The following is a 15,842-nucleotide window of genomic DNA, read 5'->3' on the forward strand; positions in this document are numbered from 1 at the left end:
TCACGCCTTCGGTACCTGTCGCCGTGCCCTCCACGCCTTGAGTAGTCCGGCGCACCCGACGCGGATGCGGCGAGTTGTGCCGACGGTGGCGCGCTGGCTGAACACGGCGAAGTCGATTTGCTCGATACGGTCCAGGATTTCCGAGTACAGGGTGAGGGCGACCGACACGCAGGGGCGCGACCGCGGGCTCAGGTGGGCGATGCCGCGCCGCGCGAAGTCGTACACGCGCCGGTTGATGGCGTGCTGTTCGACCAGCGCCCGGCGCACCTTCGCGTCGGTACGCCGGTTCTCGTGGCACCAGGTCAGCACATCCCGGTCGACCCCGTGTGCGGCGAGTTCGTCGGCGGGCAGATAGACCCGGCCGCGCTCGAGGTCTTCGTCGATGTCGCGCAGGAAATTCGTGAGCTGGAACGCTTTTCCGAGTGCTGCCGCATACGGCGCGGCCTCTTCGAGCGGGCCGACGGTGCCCAGTACGGGGAGCAGTTGGAGACCGATGACCTCCGCCGAGCCGTACATGTAGCGATCGAGGGCGGCGCGGTCGGGGTAGTCGGTGACGGTCAGGTCCATGCGCATGGAGCCGAGGAAGTCGTCGAACAGTTCCCACGGGATGCCGTACCGACGGGCGCAGTGCACTACCGCGGCCAGGCAAGGATCAGCGTCGTCGGTGCTGCCCTGCGCGAGCCGGTTGAACAGTTGTGTGGCCAGCCGCTGCAACTGATCGGCGCGTTCGTCCATGCTGATGACGGGATCGAAGTCGTCGAGGATGTCGTCGGCGCGGCGGGCGAACCCGTACAGCGCGTGCACGGCGGGGCGCTGTTCGGGTGCGAGCAGCCGGGTGGCCAAGAAGAAGGTGCGGCCGTGTTCGGCGTTGATCGTGCGGCAACGGCGATAGGCCTCGCGCAGTGCCGGGTCGTGTACGCCCGCGGCGTCGAGTTCGGAACCGATCATGCTTGCACCACCTGGCTTCGGGCCCGCCGGACTGGCAGGCCGGTGATTCGGTCGGCCGCCAGCCGCCCGGACAGCAGCGCGGTCGGCACGCCGACTCCCGGAACGGTCGACGAACCCGCCAACACCACGTTGGCGACGCCGCGAACGGTGTTGGCGGGACGGAACGGGCCGGTCTGGCCGAACGTGTGGGCCAACGCGAACGGGGTTCCCGCGGCCATCCCCTGGCGTGCCCAGTCCGCGGGATCCACCACGTGCAGCACCTCGGGGTCGAGCCCCACCTGCGGGAGCCGCGAGCTCACCACGTCCATCATGTGCCGCACGTAATCGTCGCGCGCCGACGCCCAATCGATATGGCCGACTGCGAGGTTGGGGGCGGGAGCCAGGACGTACAGCAGATCCCGGCCCGTGGGTGCCAGCGACGGGTCGCCGGCGGTGGGCCGCGTCACCAGCAGCGACGGGTCCGACATCACGCGTCCGTCGTCAATGATGTCGGTGAACGTCTTCTCCCACTCGTTCCCGAAGACGATGGTGTGGTGTCCGACGTCCGGACCCACTGCGCGGCAGCCGACGTGGGCCACCACCGCCGACGGGGCGGGCCGCAGCGGCAGCGCACGTCGCGGCGTGCGACCGAGCAACCGGTAGGTGTCGGGCAGTTCGGTGGTCAGCACCACCGCGTCGGCGGTGACCCGCTCACCGCCCTCGGTGTGCACTGCGACCACCCGGTCGCCGGTGCGCTCCAACGCCGAAACCGCCGAGCCATAACGGAATTCGACACCGGCGTCGGACGCGGCCGCGGCCAGCGCATCGGGCAACGCCCGCACGCCACCGCGGGGGAAGTACACGCCGGAGATCGTGTCCATGTAGGCGATCACCGCGTACACCGCCAGCGCCCGGTGCGGCGGCACACCCGCGTACAACGCCTGAAAGGTGAACACCCGCTGCAGTCGCTCATCGCTGATGAATCGGCGCACCATCCTGTCCCACCGCCGGAAACCGCCGATGGCGGTCAGCCGGGCGAGCTGCGGCGTCAGAAGCGACAGCGGTGAGTCGAAGTTCGCGGCGATGAACCCGTCGAACTCGACGCGGTACAGCTTGGTCAGCCAATCGCGAAGGCGCAGATAACCCTCCGCTTGGTCGGGACCGGCGAAGCCCTCGATCTCGGCGGCCATCGCGCCCGCTTCGGTGCGGACGTGAAGTGAGCTGCCGTCGGTGAACGACGCACGGTAGGCGGGGTCGACGTTCATCAGCTCCAGTCGGTCCGCGGCGGTCTCGCCGACGGCGGCGAATGCGTCGTCGATGATGTCGGGCATCGTCAGCACGGTCGGGCCGGTGTCGAGGCGGTACCCGTCGACATCGGCGCGGCCGACGCGCCCTCCCGGGTGATGTCCGCGTTCGAGGACCGTCACGCGTCGACCTCGTCCGGCGAGCTGTAGCGCCGCCGACAGCCCGGACAACCCTGCGCCGACCACCACGACGTGGTCGGTGCGGCCCGCGACGGTGCGCATCATGCGGCCCGTTCGCTGCAGGCGACGGCCATGTCGGCAAGCGCGGTGCGGATCAACGGATTCAGTTGCCGGGTGTCGATCAGCTCGAGTGCGCGGGTGAGCCGCGAATCGATCAGCTGTTCAACCCATTCCAGTGCGCCGGTCGCGACGATCAGTTCGCGCCACCGGCGGATGTCCTCGTCGTCCAGGTCGGGGGCGCTCATCAGACGGGTGAGGTCGCGGCGGAGGCTCGCGTCCGCGAGGCGGTAGGCGGCCACCACGACGCTGGTCGCCTTGTGCTCGAAGAGGTCGCTGCCGGCCGGCTTGCCGGTGATCTCGGGGGACCCGAAGATGCCGAGCACATCGTCGCGCAGCTGGAAGGCCTCGCCGACCGCTTCGCCGTACTCGCCGAGCAACATCAGCACGCGCGGCGGGCATCCGGCCATGTCGGCGCCGATCTCGAGCGGTCTGCGCACGGTGTAGTTGCCCGACTTGCGCCGCAGCACATCGAGAACCCGTTCCCACTCGGGGAATTCGGCGGCGTCGTTGACCAGGTCGGCGAACTGGCCGACGGCGAGTTCGGTGCGCATCGCGTCGTACCTGTGCCAGCCCCGCGCCAGCGCGGCCTCGCCGATGCCGCTTTCCCGCAGCATCTGTTGCGCCCACACCAGGCACAGATCGCCGAGAAGGACGGCCGCGGCTTCACCGAAGCGGTCGGGTGAACCCGACATCGCCCGCTCGCGGTGCCACTGCGCGAACCTCACATGCGCCGATGGTCGCCCGCGCCGCAGCGCGGAGCCGTCCATCACGTCGTCCTGCAACAGGGCGAACGCGTGCAGCAGTTCGAAGCTCGCCGCAGCCCGCAGCGCCCCGGGATCGTCGTCGGCGTTGCACAGCCAGCCCAGGTAGACGAACGTCGAGCGGACGCACTTTCCGCCGTCGACGAAATCGCTCAGGACGTCGGCGGCGATATCGACACCGGCCGACTTGAGATCGTCGGCGCAGCGCGTAGTGACGAATTCGTTGAGGGACCCAAGCACCTCGTCGCGTATGGCGTCGCGCCATTCGGGAAAGGCCCTGGTCATCAGCCCTTTTGGCGGAGCGGGGAGGTCTGACACCGACAGGAGCGGGGTCTGCGTGTTTCCGTTGATACCGCTCAAGCAGCGTCCCCTTTACTCGATGCGATGACAGGTACCCGAATCGGTCGAACTCAACCGGGGTACCCCCTCTGGCCGACACCTATGCATCGAATTTGCATCGATAGGTAAGGGGCGTCCGCTCAGGGAGACAGTGCGGGCATCGTCTTGATGCCGAACTCGCGCCGCAACACTGTGCGTGCGGCGAAGTAGCCGGCCATACCGTGCACGCCTCCGCCCGGTGGCGTGGCCGACGAGCACAGATATGCCTTGGGGATGGGTGTGGTCCAGGGGTTGAGTCGGGGGGTCGGCCCCGTCAGCGCATGCATGAGGGTGTTGCCGCCGACGCCGATGTCGCCGCCGACCAGGTTGGCGTTGTGTTCTGCCAGGCGTGCGGCGGGAACGGATCGGACGGCCACCACGATGTCGCGGAAGCCGGGCGCGAAGCGTTCGAAGATGGCGGTGACCCGCTCGGCCTGGTCGACGGTCGAACTGTTCGGGACGTGCGCGTAGGTCCACAACGGTCGCCGGCCCTCGGCGTCGATACGACTCGGATCCTCCAGGTGCGGCTGGGCGGCGAGCACCATCGGCCACTCGGGGTGCCGCCCGGCGGCGATCTCGCGTTCGGCGTGTGCCATCTGTTCCCGGGTGCCACCCATGTGCAGCGTGGGGGCCTGCCGTAAGCGCTCGTCGGTGAAGGGCACATCCTCGGAGAGCACGAAGTCGACCTTGGCCACACCGGGGCCGAATCGATACCGCTGCAACGCTTTCGCATAGCGGCGGGGCAGCTTGTCGCCGTAAATGTGAGCCAGCGCGGTCGGCGCGGTGTCGAAAAGTGCGACACCCTCGGGTGGTTCGGTGACTTCCTGGTCGGCCGTGATCACACCACCGTGCGCCCGCAGATCCGAGATCAGCGCATCGACGATGGCCTGACTTCCCCCGACGGGGATGGGCCAGCCGACGGTGTGCGCGAGCGTGGCCAACATCAGGCCCCCACCCGCCGACACCAGGGACGGCATACGCGAGATCACATGCGCGGCAACGCCGCTGAACAACGCGCGAGCGTCGGCGCCCTTGAGCGCACTCCATGCGGGGGTGCCCTGTTCGAGCAGCCTGCTCGCCACCTGGACGGCGGCGATCGGGTTGCTCGGCACCGATCGTTTGTCGCCGAGCAGCAGGTCGAGAACGGCGCCATCGCCTTCGACCATGGGTCCGAAGAACCTGCGCCACGAGTGCCCGTGTTCGAGCTCGGCGACGGTTCGGTCGAGGTCGTGGTAGCCGATCGCGGCGCGCGCCCCGGGGAGTGGATTGGCGTAGGAGACCTCGGGCACCCGCAAGCTCACGCCTCGGGCGGGCAGGTCGAATTCGGCCAGGAACGGCGACGCCAGCGCGAGCGGGTGAACGGCCGAACAGATGTCGTGGGAAACGCCGGGAAACTCCGGGTCGGCAAGTGTGCGGGCCCCGCCGCCGAGGGTCGGCTGCGCCTCGAGCACCTGCACCGACAACCCGGCCCTGGCGCAGATGACGGCCGCCGCCAAACCGTTGGGTCCGCTGCCGACGACGGTGACATCCACGCTTGCGCTTCTCCCGCCCACCACCCGAACATTCAAGCCCATTAGGCTGACCGCGTGAGTCTGCCCGTTGTATTGATCGCCGACAAATTGGCCGAATCGACGGTCGCCGCCCTCGGTGACCAGGTGGAAGTCCGTTGGGTCGACGGTCCGGACCGGCCCAAGCTGCTCGCCGCGGTGGCCGACGCCGACGCGCTGCTGGTGCGCTCCGCGACGACCGTCGACGCCGAGGTGCTCGCCGCCGCGCCCAAGCTCAAGATCGTCGCCCGTGCCGGAGTGGGGCTCGACAACGTCGACGTGGACGCCGCCACCGCCCGCGGCGTGCTGGTCGTCAACGCACCGACCTCGAATATCCACAGCGCGGCCGAGCACGCCCTGGCCCTGCTGCTGTCCGCGGCACGCGAGATCCCGGCCGCCGATGCGTCGCTGCGCGCGCACACCTGGAAGCGCTCGTCGTTCTCGGGCACCGAGATCTACGGCAAGACCGTCGGCGTGGTCGGTCTGGGCCGCATCGGTCAGTTGGTGGCTCAGCGCCTGGCCGCGTTCGGCACCCACGTCGTCGCGTACGACCCGTACGTGTCGGCGGCCCGCGCTGCACAGCTCGGCATCGAGCTGCTGAGCCTCGACGAGTTGTTGGAGCGCGCGGACTTCATCTCGGTACACCTGCCGAAGACGCCGGAGACCGCAGGACTGATCGGCAAGGAGGCGCTGGCCAAGACCAAGCCCGGCGTGATCATCGTCAACGCCGCCCGCGGTGGCCTGATCGACGAGGACGCCCTGGCCGAAGCGGTGCGCTCCGGTCATGTGCGCGCGGCCGGCATCGACGTGTTCGCCACCGAGCCCACGACCGAGAGCCCCCTGTTCGAGCTGCCGCAGGTCGTGGTGACCCCGCATCTCGGCGCGTCCACTGCCGAGGCGCAGGACCGGGCGGGCACCGATGTCGCGGCCAGCGTGAAGCTCGCGCTGGCCGGGGAGTTCGTTCCCGACGCGGTCAACGTCGGCGGGGGAGTGGTCGGTGAGGAAGTCGCGCCGTGGCTCGATCTCGTCCGCAAGCTCGGCTTGCTGGTCGGAGTGTTGTGCGACGAGCTGCCGGTGTCGCTGGCGGTGCAGGTCAAGGGTGAGCTTGCCGCCGAAGACGTTGAGGTGCTTCGGCTTTCGGCGTTGCGCGGACTGTTCTCGGCGATCATCGAAGATCCCGTCACATTCGTCAACGCACCCGCGCTGGCCGCCGAGCGCGGCGTGCAGGCCGAGATCAGCACCGCGAGCGAAAGTCCCAACCACCGCAGCGTGGTCGACGTGCGGGCCGTCTACGCCGACGGTTCCACCGCAAATGTCGCGGGCACGCTGACCGGCACCGACCTGGTGGAAAAGATCGTCCAGATCAACGGGCGCAATTTCGACCTGCGCGCCGAGGGCATCTACCTGATCGTCAACTACGTCGACCAGCCGGGCACGCTCGGCAAGATCGGCACCGTCCTCGGGTCGGCGGGCATCAACATCCACGCCGCCCAGTTGAGCGAGGACGCCGAAGGTCCCGGCGCGACCATCCTGCTGCGTATCGACCGCGACGTTCCCGCCGATGTCCGGTCCACCATCGCCGAAGAAGTCGGGGCGAAGATGCTGGAAGTGGTTGATCTGTCGTGAGTTCGGCCATGAAGCTGGCGATCATCGCGGGCGATGGGATCGGCCCGGAGGTCGTCGGGGAGGCCGTCAAGGTTCTCGACGCGGTGCTTCCCGGCGTGCACAAGACGCCTTACGACCTCGGCGCCCGCCGGTACCACGCCTCCGGGGAGGTGCTGCCCGACACCGTGCTCGACGAGCTCCGCGGGCATGACGCGATCCTGCTGGGCGCGATCGGTGACCCGTCGGTACCCAGCGGCGTGCTCGAACGCGGTCTCCTGCTACGCATCCGGTTCGAACTCGACCACCACGTCAACCTGCGGCCCGGCCGTCTCTATCCCGGCGTGAACAGCCCGCTGGCGGGCAACCCCGACATCGACTTCGTCGTCGTGCGGGAAGGCACCGAGGGTCCCTACACCGGTACCGGCGGCGCGATCCGTGTCGGGACACCGCATGAGGTCGCCACCGAGGTCAGCGTCAATACCGCTTTCGGTGTGCGTCGTGTCGTAGAGGACGCGTTCGTCCGCGCCCAGCAACGTCGCAAACATCTGACGCTGGTGCACAAGAACAACGTCCTGACCTTCGCAGGCGCGTTGTGGTGGCGCACCGTTCAGGAGGTCGCCGCCGACTTCGGAGACGTCGAGGTCGCCTACCAGCACGTCGACGCCGCGACCATCCACCTCGTCACCGACCCGGGCCGTTTCGATGTGATCGTCACCGACAACCTGTTCGGCGATATCGTCACCGACCTCGCGGCCGCGGTGTGCGGGGGTATCGGGCTGGCGGCCAGCGGCAATATCGATGCCACGCGCACCAATCCGTCGATGTTCGAACCCGTGCACGGCAGCGCCCCCGACATCGCGGGCCGGGGGATCGCCGACCCGACTGCGGCGATCATGTCGGTCGCATTGCTGCTGGCCCATGTCGGCGAGACGGATGCGGCCGCGCGCGTCGACAAAGCCGTCGAGCAGCATCTGGCCACGCGCGGTGACCAGAAGCTGTCCACCACCGCTGTCGGCGACCGGATCGCGGGCTATCTATAGGCAAGGCCTATAACCAGGGCGCTATCGATTTCGGCGGCACGCCGCTCCAGATACCCCTGGGCGCTCAGGTGCCACGGCGGCCTCAGAACCTCTCGGGTGCCCGGGCACTCCGGACACTCAGGTGCTTTGGCCGCCCAGACCCTCGGGTGCCCGGGCACTCCGGACGCTCACTACCCCCGGCGACTACGTCCCCGTACTGCCCAGCTCTCAGCGAATAATTCGCTGCCAGCGAATTATTCGCTCGTAGGCGGGCAATGGCAGGAGTGGTTCCGGGGGAGACTGAGGACGCCGGCGTGAACAGCCCCGCCCGAAGTCGGCCACCGAATCACAGCCCCCGCGCAGGTTCCGGCGAACCCGAGGGGTCAGGGGGCACGAGCGGGATCGCCGCCAGCGGGAACAACGCGCAGACGGCGAACGCCGCCGGATAACCGGCAACCCCGATCAACGCCCCGAACGTGGGGGCCGCGACGGCCGACGCGAGATGCTGGCTGGTGTTCTGGGTGCCCAGGGCGCGGCCGCTCCAGAACGGCCCGGCGATCTCGGCGATGGCGGTGAACGCCAAACCGTTGTCGGACACCGTGATCACCGAGGCGACCACCATCGCCGCCACCGCGACGGGGGAGTTCAACCAGTCCGACAACGCGAGTGCTGCCATGCTGAGCGCCGCGGCGGCGGCAATCGCACGGATCGGGCGAAGCCGTTGACCCAACCGGTCGGACCAATGCCCCGCCGCGATACGTCCTCCGGCACCGAGCAATTGGGCCACCATGACGAGTAGGCCGGCCGAGCCGGCCGACCAACCGTGCTCGGACATCAACCACACGAGCGTGAATGTCCACACCACCGCCTGGGGCACGACGAGCAACACCGAGACGGCGTGAATACGCCACAGCACCGAAGAGCCTCGATAGGGGTTCGTGAGATGTTCGATCGGCGCCTCGGAACGCGGCGGCCGTGGCGGATCGATCACCGCGACCAGGCACACCAGTGCCGACACCGCGCACACCCCCGCTGGAAACAGCAACGCACCGGTCACACCGTGGCTTTCGGCCAGCCGCGGAATCACCAGTGCTCCCAACCCGACGCCCAACGGGGTGGCCGTCTGCCGGATCCCCATGGCCAGGCCGCGTTGTTTGACCGGGAACCAGCCGACCACCAACCGGCCGCTGGCCGAGTTGCTGCTCGCGGCCGCCATACCGCCGAGGAACAGGAAAGCGCCCACGCCGACCAGGGATTCGGAGAACGCAGCGGCGAAGGCGGCCGCGGATATCAGCACCGAGCCGACCGTCAGCACAATGCGCTCGCCGTAGCGGTCGACGACATAACCCCACGCGATCAACGTGGTCACCAGCCCGAAGCCCGGCATCGCCGAGAGCAGACCGGCCGCCGCGAGGTCCAGGCCCCTCTCGCTGTGCAGCGTCGGAATGAGGAAGGCCGCACCATTGATGAACACGTTGGCGCTCGTCGTCGCCGCCAGCGCGATACACAGCAACGACCATCGACGGGCGGTGGTGAGCGGCTCGGCGGACATCGGACCATCGTGGCACAGCGATCTCACCATGCTGAATCGTGTTCTCATATGCCGAGACAAGGCTGTCGTGGGAGCGGTCGGCGGCCGCTACCAGGCCGGCTACTAGGCTGAACGCCATGCGCCTTGGCCGAATCGCCAGCCCCGACGGTGTCGCCTTCGTCAGCGTCGAGGGTCCACCCGACGACCCCGCTCATGCGATCGCGCGGGAAATCGCCGAGCACCCGTTCGGCAACCCCCAGTTCACGGGTCGGCAGTGGCCGCTGGCCGATGTGCGCCTGCTCGCCCCGATCCTCGCGACCAAGGTGGTGTGCGTGGGTAAGAACTACGCCGCCCACATCGCCGAAATGGCCGCACGCACCGGAGACGGTTCGGAGCCTGCCACTTTCGACGACCCGATCATCTTCATGAAACCCAACACCGCGATCATCGGTCCGAACGTGCCGATCCAGCTGCCCGCCGACGCGGATCCCGTGCATTTCGAGGGCGAGCTCGCCGCGGTCATCGGCCGGCCGTGCAAGGACGTATCGGCCGCCCGCGCGGCGGAGAACATCCTGGGTTACACCATCGCCAACGATGTCTCGGCACGCGATCAGCAGCAGAAGGACGGCCAATGGACCCGCGCGAAGGGGCATGACACGTTCTGCCCGGTCGGGCCGTGGATCGTCACCGACGTCGATCCCTCGGACCTGCAGATCCGCACCGAAGTCAACGGTGTCGTCAAGCAGAACAGCAGGACGTCGCTGATGATCCACGACGTCGGTGCGATCGTGGAATGGATATCCCGGGTGATGACATTGTTGCCGGGCGATCTCATTTTGACCGGGACGCCGGAGGGTGTAGGCCCGATCGAGGACTCCGACACCGTGAGCATCACCGTCGAAGGCATCGGAACGTTGACGAATCCGGTTGTGCGCAAAGGGAAGTGATGACAAGTGATGTCCGGGTGCGGTTCTGTCCGTCACCCACGGGTACGCCGCACGTCGGCCTGATCCGCACCGCGCTGTTCAACTGGGCGTACGCCCGCCATACCGGCGGCGCCTTCGTGTTCCGCATCGAGGACACCGACTCGGCGCGCGATTCCGAGGAGAGCTACCGCGCGATACTCGATGCTCTGCGATGGCTCGGACTCGACTGGGACGAAGGCCCCGAAGTCGGTGGTCCCTACGGGCCATACCGGCAATCGGAGCGACTCGATCTCTACCGCGATGTCATCGCCCGGCTTCTCGAAGCCGGCGACGCGTACGAGTCGTTCTCCACACCTGAGGAAGTCGAAGCGCGTCATTTGGCCGCGGGGCGCAATCCCAAATTGGGTTACGACAACTTCGACCGCGACCTGACCGAACAGCAGCGGACGGAGTTGCGCGCCCAAGGCAGGCGCGCCGTGGTGCGGTTGAAGATGCCCGACCAGGACATCGGCTGGCGTGATCTCGTGCGCGGGGAAACGACGTTCCCGGCCGGATCGGTACCCGATTTCGCGCTGACCCGCGGTAACGGGGAGCCTTTGTACACCTTGGTGAATCCGGTCGACGACGCGCTGATGAAGATCAGCCACGTGCTGCGCGGTGAGGATCTGCTGTCATCGACGCCCCGCCAGATCGCGCTGTATGAGGCTCTGATGCGGATCGGCGTAGCGGACCGGATCCCCGAGTTCGCGCACCTGCCAAGCGTTCTGGGAGACGGCAACAAGAAGCTGTCCAAGCGCGATCCGCAGTCCAACCTGTTCCTACATCGCGAACGGGGCTTCATCCCGGAAGGCCTGCTGAACTATCTGGCCCTGCTGGGGTGGGGAATCGCCGAGGACCGCGACGTTTTCAGCCTCGACGAGATGGTGGCGGCCTTCGACGTCGCCGACGTCAACTCGAATCCGGCCCGGTTCGACCAGAAGAAGGCCGATGCGCTGAACGCAGAACACATCCGGATGCTGAGCGAACAGGAGTTCACCGCCCGTCTGAGGGCCTACTTCACCGAGCACGGTCACGACACCGGCCTCGACGATGACCGCTTCGCCGAAGCCGCCGCGCTCGTGCAAACCCGCATCGTGGTGCTCGGCGACGCGTGGGACCTGTTGCGGTTCCTCAACGACGCGGAGTTCACGCTCGACGAGAAGTCGGCGGCCAAGGAGTTGAAGGCCGAGGCGGTGGCGGTGCTCGACGCCGCGCTGGGCGCCCTGGAGAACATCGGCGACTGGACCACCCCGGTGATCGAGGCGGCGCTGAAGGAGGCGTTGCTCGACGGCCTCGGGCTCAAGCCGCGTAAGGCGTTCGGCCCGATCCGCGTCGCCGCCACGGGCTCATCGGTCAGCCCGCCGCTGTTCGAATCGCTCGACCTGCTGGGGCGCGAACGCAGCCTGGCCCGACTGCGGGCCGGCCGCGAGCACGCCGCTGCGGAAGCCGAGGCGTGAAAAGCGCGTTGAAAATCTTTGGTAGTCTGCACGTCGGTCCGATACCGCGCGCGAAGGCTTCCACCGGCCGCGCAAGGGGGGCCAAATAGGGCCCGTGACCTGCGGTTACGGACAGCCAATGGGGTATGGTGTAATTGGCAACACAGCTGATTCTGGTTCAGCCGTTCTAGGTTCGAGTCCTGGTACCCCAGCCAATGACCGTGATTAGGCCGACAAATCTCGCTGAGATATGCTGGCCATCCGGAAACCAGTTCTAGCCCCCGTCGTCTAGCGGCCTAGGACGCCGCCCTCTCACGGCGGTAGCGTGGGTTCGAATCCCATCGGGGGTACAGATTTCGCGTTCTCTGCGAATTGCGTCACTCTCACAGGCGCCGCGCCAGGGCATCGGCAGCGGCCAACAGATCGGCCGCCCACCGCGCCCCCGGCCGCCGGCCCATCCGGTCGATCGGCCCGGACACCGATACCGCGGCGATGACCACGCCGCGTCCGTCACGCACCGGAGCCGAGACACTCGCCACACCCGGCTCGCGTTCGGCCGCGCTCTGCGCCCATCCGCGCTTGCGCACCTCGGCGAGCGCGCGATCGGTGAACTTCGCGTTCGGGAGTACGGCCTGCTGAGTGGCCGCGTCGGCGTACGCCAGCAGAACCTTGGCGCCGGAGCCCGCCGTCATCGGCAGCGTGCTGCCGACCGGCACGGTATCCCGCAGCCCGGCAGGAGGTTCCAGCGCCGCCACGCAGATCCGTGAGGTGCCTTCGCGGCGGTAGAGCTGCACGCTCTCGCCGGTGATCTCGCGCAACCGGGGCAGGACGACCGCGCCCGCGGCCACGAGCGGATCGTTGACCTGTCCGGCCAACTCGGTCAGGCCGGGACCGAGCCGCCAACGGCCGTCGCCGTTACGCGCCAGCAGGCGGTGGGTTTCCAGGCCCGCGGCAAGCCGGTGCGCCGTGGCGCGCGGCAAGCCTGTGCGCTCGCACAGTTCGGCCAGCCCGCAGGGCGAATCGGCGACCGCGTGCAGCACCCCCACGGCTTTGTCCAATACGCCGATGCCGCTATCCTGTCTCACAAGGAGATACTAACGTCCCAGATTGTGAGATAGTCAAGATGTCGACCGATGTTTCCAGTGCTGCCCGCGGGCGCGGTGACACACCGCGCACGTTGGCCGAAAAGGTGTGGGCCGACCACGTCGTCGTCGAGGGCGGCGGTGAAGGCGCTGCGCGCGAACCCGATCTGATCTACATCGACCTGCATCTCGTGCACGAGGTGACCAGCCCCCAGGCGTTCGACGGGCTGCGGTTGGCCGGGCGTCCGGTGCGCAGACCGGATCTGACCATCGCCACCGAGGACCACAATGTGCCGACGGTCGACATCGACAAGCCGATCGCGGACCCGGTGTCGCGCACACAAGTGGAGACCCTCCGGCGCAACTGCGAAGAATTCGGCATCCGGTTGCATCCGATGGGCGATGCCGAACAGGGCATCGTGCACATCATCGGACCGCAACTCGGATTGACGCAGCCCGGTATGACGGTTGTGTGTGGCGACAGCCATACCTCGACGCATGGAGCGTTCGGCGCGCTGGCGATGGGGATCGGCACATCGGAGGTCGAGCACGTACTCGCCACGCAGACCCTGCCGTTGCGCCCGTTCAAGACCATGGCGGTCAACGTCGACGGTGAGCTTCCCGACGGAGTGAGCGCCAAGGACATCATCCTCGCCGTGATCGCCAAGATCGGTACCGGCGGAGGGCAGGGCCACGTCATCGAATACCGCGGCAGCGCCATCGAATCGCTGTCGATGGAAGGCCGGATGACTATCTGCAACATGAGCATCGAGGCGGGTGCGCGGGCCGGCATGGTGGCACCGGACGACACCACGTTCGAGTTTCTTCGCGGGCGTCCGCACGCCCCGCAGGGCGAACAGTGGGACCAAGCGGTCGCCGCGTGGCGCAGCCTTCGCACTGACGAGGGTGCCGAATTCGACACCGAGGTCTACATCGACGCCTCGACCCTGAGCCCGTTCGTCACGTGGGGTACCAACCCGGGCCAAGGGGTGCCGCTGTCCGATTCGGTACCCGACCCGGAGTTGATGTTCGACGAGGGGGAACGGCAAGCGGCCGAAAAGGCGTTGGCCTACATGGACCTTCGACCCGGCACCGCAATGCGTGACATCGCGGTCGACACCGTCTTCGTCGGCTCGTGCACCAACGGCCGCATCGAGGATCTGCGGGTGACCGCGGACGTGCTGCGCGGTCGCAAGGTCGCCGACGGGGTGCGCATGCTGATCGTGCCCGGATCGATGCGCGTGCGCCTGCAGGCCGAATCGGAGGGGCTCGGAGAGATCTTCACCGCCGCTGGAGCGGAGTGGCGACAGGCGGGTTGTTCGATGTGCCTGGGGATGAACCCCGACCAGCTGTCCCCGGGTCAACGTTGTGCATCGACGTCCAACCGGAATTTCGAGGGCAGGCAAGGCAAGGGCGGTCGAACGCATCTGGTGTCTCCCGCCGTCGCGGCGGCCACCGCGGTGCGCGGCACGTTGTCCTCGCCCACGGACCTGACCGACTGATAGGAGCACAGGGCATGCAGGCTTTCCACACCCACACCGGCATCGGCGTCCCACTGCGTCGGTCGAATGTGGACACCGATCAGATCATCCCGGCGGTCTACCTGAAGCGAGTTACACGAACGGGTTTCGAGGACGGACTGTTCGCCGCCTGGCGCAACGACCCGTCGTTCGTTTTGAACCTGCCCCCGTTCGACAAAGGTTCGGTATTGGTCGCCGGCCCCGATTTCGGCACCGGCTCGTCACGCGAACATGCCGTGTGGGCGCTTATGGATTACGGCTTCCGGGTCGTCATCTCGTCCCGCTTCGCCGACATCTTTCGGGGCAATGCAGGCAAGGCCGGGCTTCTGGCGGCCGAAATTCCGCAAGACGATGTGGAAATTTTATGGAAGCTCATCGAGGAGCAGCCAGGCCTGGAAATCACTGTGAATCTTCAAGATCGAACCATCGCCGCCGGAACGGTTATGGTGCCGTTCAGAATTGACGACTATACGGCCTGGCGATTGCTCTCCGGACTCGACGATATAGGCCTTACGCTGCGTAAATGCGATGATATCGCGGCTTATGAAGCGCGCAGGCCGGACTGGAAACCGCGGACTCTGCCGACCGGATAACGGCGGCCGGTGAGCCGAAATCACCGTCTGTGAACCCGGTTCTCCGGGGCCCCTCTGGAGGTCAAGGGGGGCAAGAAAGTTCGCTGGCTTCGCCTGAAACTGCGCGTGGCTCTTGGAAATCAATGGGGAATGGGTTTACCGTGTCCTCTAGTCGGTCCAAAGAGGACCACTGGTTTCCGGAGGTTATGCATGAACAAAGCAGAGCTCATCGACGTACTCACGGAGAAAATGGGCTCGGATCGTCGGTCGGCCACCGCCGCGGTGGAGAATGTCGTTGACACCATCGTGCGCGCGGTGCACAAGGGTGACAGCGTCACTATTACCGGCTTCGGCGTTTTCGAACAGCGCCGCCGCGCAGCACGCGTCGCGCGTAATCCGCGCACCGGCGAGACCGTCCGGGTGAAGCCCACCTCCGTGCCGGCATTCCGGCCCGGCGCTCAGTTCAAAGCCGTTGTCTCTGGGGCGCAGCGCCTCCCGGCGGAAGGACCAGCAGTGAAGAGAGGCGTTACGGCGGGAAGTGCCCGCAAGGCGGCCAAGAAGTCGGCGGCCAAGAAGTCGGCCGCGAAGAAGGCCCCGGCCAAGAAGGCCGCGACCAAGCGGACGGCGGCCAAGAAGACCGCTGCCAAGAAGTCGCCGGCCAAGAAGGCCGCGACCAAGCGGACGGCAGCCAAGAAGACCGCCGCCAAGAAGTCGCCGGCCAAGAAGTCGGCCGCGAAGAAGGCTCCGGCCAAGAAGGCCGCGACCAAGCGGACGGCGGCCAAGAAGACCGCCGCCAAGAAGTCGCCGGCCAAGAAGGCCGCGACCAAGCGCGGCCGCAAGTAGTATCGACCGGACACGCCGTGGGTCTGCGCGACCCACGGCGTGTTCGCGTTTTGCGCCCACCAAAACATCTACGGCTCAATCTTTCCGGGCGGGTGTCCGCCCGGAATTTGCA

General features: G+C 67.4%; 13 protein-coding genes and 2 tRNA genes. 9 read left to right on the forward strand and 6 right to left on the reverse strand.

Annotated elements, in window-relative coordinates:
• From AU072_RS16575 to AU072_RS16590, 4 genes are all read right to left on the reverse strand, one after another.
• Positions 1-948, reverse strand: coding sequence for a phytoene/squalene synthase family protein (locus AU072_RS16575; protein ID WP_064414795.1), 948 nt, complete (start codon positions 946-948; stop codon positions 1-3).
• Positions 945-2,453, reverse strand: coding sequence for a phytoene desaturase family protein (gene crtI, locus AU072_RS16580; RefSeq protein ID WP_064415014.1), 1,509 nt, complete (start codon positions 2,451-2,453; stop codon positions 945-947). The genes AU072_RS16575 and crtI overlap by 4 nt, the downstream gene beginning before the upstream one ends.
• On the reverse strand, positions 2,453-3,517 hold the full coding sequence (locus tag AU072_RS16585; RefSeq protein ID WP_120270996.1) for a polyprenyl synthetase family protein: 1,065 nt from the start codon (positions 3,515-3,517) through the stop codon (positions 2,453-2,455). Before AU072_RS16585 ends, crtI begins: the two co-directional genes overlap by 1 nt.
• Positions 3,518-3,711: 194 nt before the next feature.
• The gene (locus AU072_RS16590; protein WP_174523744.1) at positions 3,712-5,142 is read right to left on the reverse strand and encodes a phytoene desaturase family protein; all 1,431 of its coding nucleotides are present in this window, start codon (positions 5,140-5,142) and stop codon (positions 3,712-3,714) included.
• A gap of 54 nt (positions 5,143-5,196) precedes the next feature.
• Between AU072_RS16590 and serA the strand changes: the two genes are divergently transcribed.
• Positions 5,197-6,783, forward strand: coding sequence for a phosphoglycerate dehydrogenase (gene serA, locus AU072_RS16595; RefSeq protein WP_064414798.1), 1,587 nt, complete (start codon positions 5,197-5,199; stop codon positions 6,781-6,783).
• 8 nt (positions 6,784-6,791) lie between these two features.
• Positions 6,792-7,802, forward strand: coding sequence for a 3-isopropylmalate dehydrogenase (locus AU072_RS16600; protein WP_064414799.1), 1,011 nt, complete (start codon positions 6,792-6,794; stop codon positions 7,800-7,802).
• Between the two features lie 325 nt (positions 7,803-8,127).
• Here the strand turns inward: AU072_RS16600 and AU072_RS16605 are convergent, their stop codons facing one another.
• The gene (locus AU072_RS16605; RefSeq protein ID WP_064414800.1) at positions 8,128-9,333 is read right to left on the reverse strand and encodes an MFS transporter; all 1,206 of its coding nucleotides are present in this window, start codon (positions 9,331-9,333) and stop codon (positions 8,128-8,130) included.
• Positions 9,334-9,449: 116 nt separating this feature from the next.
• On the opposite strand from AU072_RS16605, the gene AU072_RS16610 reads away from it, so the two are divergent.
• From AU072_RS16610 to AU072_RS16625, 4 genes are all read left to right on the forward strand, one after another.
• Complete coding sequence (locus AU072_RS16610) at positions 9,450-10,259, forward strand: fumarylacetoacetate hydrolase family protein (RefSeq protein ID WP_064414801.1); 810 nt, start codon at positions 9,450-9,452, stop codon at positions 10,257-10,259.
• Positions 10,259-11,734: a glutamate--tRNA ligase gene (gltX, locus tag AU072_RS16615; protein WP_064414802.1), complete on the forward strand. Its 1,476-nt coding sequence runs from the start codon at positions 10,259-10,261 to the stop codon at positions 11,732-11,734. Before AU072_RS16610 ends, gltX begins: the two co-directional genes overlap by 1 nt.
• Positions 11,735-11,853: 119 nt before the next feature.
• Positions 11,854-11,928, forward strand: a tRNA-Gln gene (locus tag AU072_RS16620).
• A gap of 62 nt (positions 11,929-11,990) precedes the next feature.
• A tRNA-Glu gene (locus tag AU072_RS16625) sits at positions 11,991-12,063 on the forward strand.
• A 33-nt stretch (positions 12,064-12,096) separates the two neighbouring features.
• Here the strand turns inward: AU072_RS16625 and AU072_RS16630 are convergent.
• Positions 12,097-12,798, reverse strand: coding sequence for an IclR family transcriptional regulator (locus tag AU072_RS16630; RefSeq protein WP_064414803.1), 702 nt, complete (start codon positions 12,796-12,798; stop codon positions 12,097-12,099).
• A 38-nt stretch (positions 12,799-12,836) separates the two neighbouring features.
• On the opposite strand from AU072_RS16630, the gene leuC reads away from it, so the two are divergent.
• The 3 genes from leuC (at position 12,837) to AU072_RS16645 (ending at position 15,730) form a co-directional block, all read left to right on the forward strand.
• Entirely contained in the window at positions 12,837-14,297 is a 1,461-nt protein-coding gene (gene leuC, locus AU072_RS16635; protein ID WP_064414804.1) for a 3-isopropylmalate dehydratase large subunit, read from the forward strand.
• Between the two features lie 14 nt (positions 14,298-14,311).
• On the forward strand, positions 14,312-14,908 hold the full coding sequence (gene leuD / locus AU072_RS16640; RefSeq protein ID WP_064351144.1) for a 3-isopropylmalate dehydratase small subunit: 597 nt from the start codon (positions 14,312-14,314) through the stop codon (positions 14,906-14,908).
• 189 nt (positions 14,909-15,097) lie between these two features.
• Positions 15,098-15,730 carry an HU family DNA-binding protein gene (locus tag AU072_RS16645; protein ID WP_064414805.1) on the forward strand — a complete coding sequence of 211 codons (633 nt, stop codon included), beginning with the start codon at positions 15,098-15,100 and terminating at the stop codon, positions 15,728-15,730.
• Positions 15,731-15,842: the final 112 nt, after the last annotated feature.

Origin of the sequence: Mycolicibacterium novocastrense (assembly GCF_001499835.1) — a bacterium.
Lineage (GTDB): Bacteria > Actinomycetota > Actinomycetes > Mycobacteriales > Mycobacteriaceae > Mycobacterium > Mycobacterium novocastrense.

Bases quoted from the DNA above. Each gene is read 5' to 3' on its own strand.
- AU072_RS16575 (WP_064414795.1), bottom strand. From the start codon at position 948: ATGATCGGTTCCGAACTCGACGCCGCGGGCGTACACGACCCGGCACTG.
- crtI (WP_064415014.1), bottom strand. From the start codon at position 2,453: ATGCGCACCGTCGCGGGCCGCACCGACCACGTCGTGGTGGTCGGCGCA.
- AU072_RS16585 (WP_120270996.1), bottom strand. From the start codon at position 3,517: ATGACCAGGGCCTTTCCCGAATGGCGCGACGCCATACGCGACGAGGTG.
- AU072_RS16600 (WP_064414799.1), top strand. From the start codon at position 6,792: ATGAAGCTGGCGATCATCGCGGGCGATGGGATCGGCCCGGAGGTCGTC.
- AU072_RS16605 (WP_064414800.1), bottom strand. From the start codon at position 9,333: ATGTCCGCCGAGCCGCTCACCACCGCCCGTCGATGGTCGTTGCTGTGT.
- AU072_RS16610 (WP_064414801.1), top strand. From the start codon at position 9,450: ATGCGCCTTGGCCGAATCGCCAGCCCCGACGGTGTCGCCTTCGTCAGC.
- gltX (WP_064414802.1), top strand. From the start codon at position 10,259: ATGACAAGTGATGTCCGGGTGCGGTTCTGTCCGTCACCCACGGGTACG.
- leuC (WP_064414804.1), top strand. From the start codon at position 12,837: ATGTCGACCGATGTTTCCAGTGCTGCCCGCGGGCGCGGTGACACACCG.
- leuD (WP_064351144.1), top strand. From the start codon at position 14,312: ATGCAGGCTTTCCACACCCACACCGGCATCGGCGTCCCACTGCGTCGG.
- AU072_RS16645 (WP_064414805.1), top strand. From the start codon at position 15,098: ATGAACAAAGCAGAGCTCATCGACGTACTCACGGAGAAAATGGGCTCG.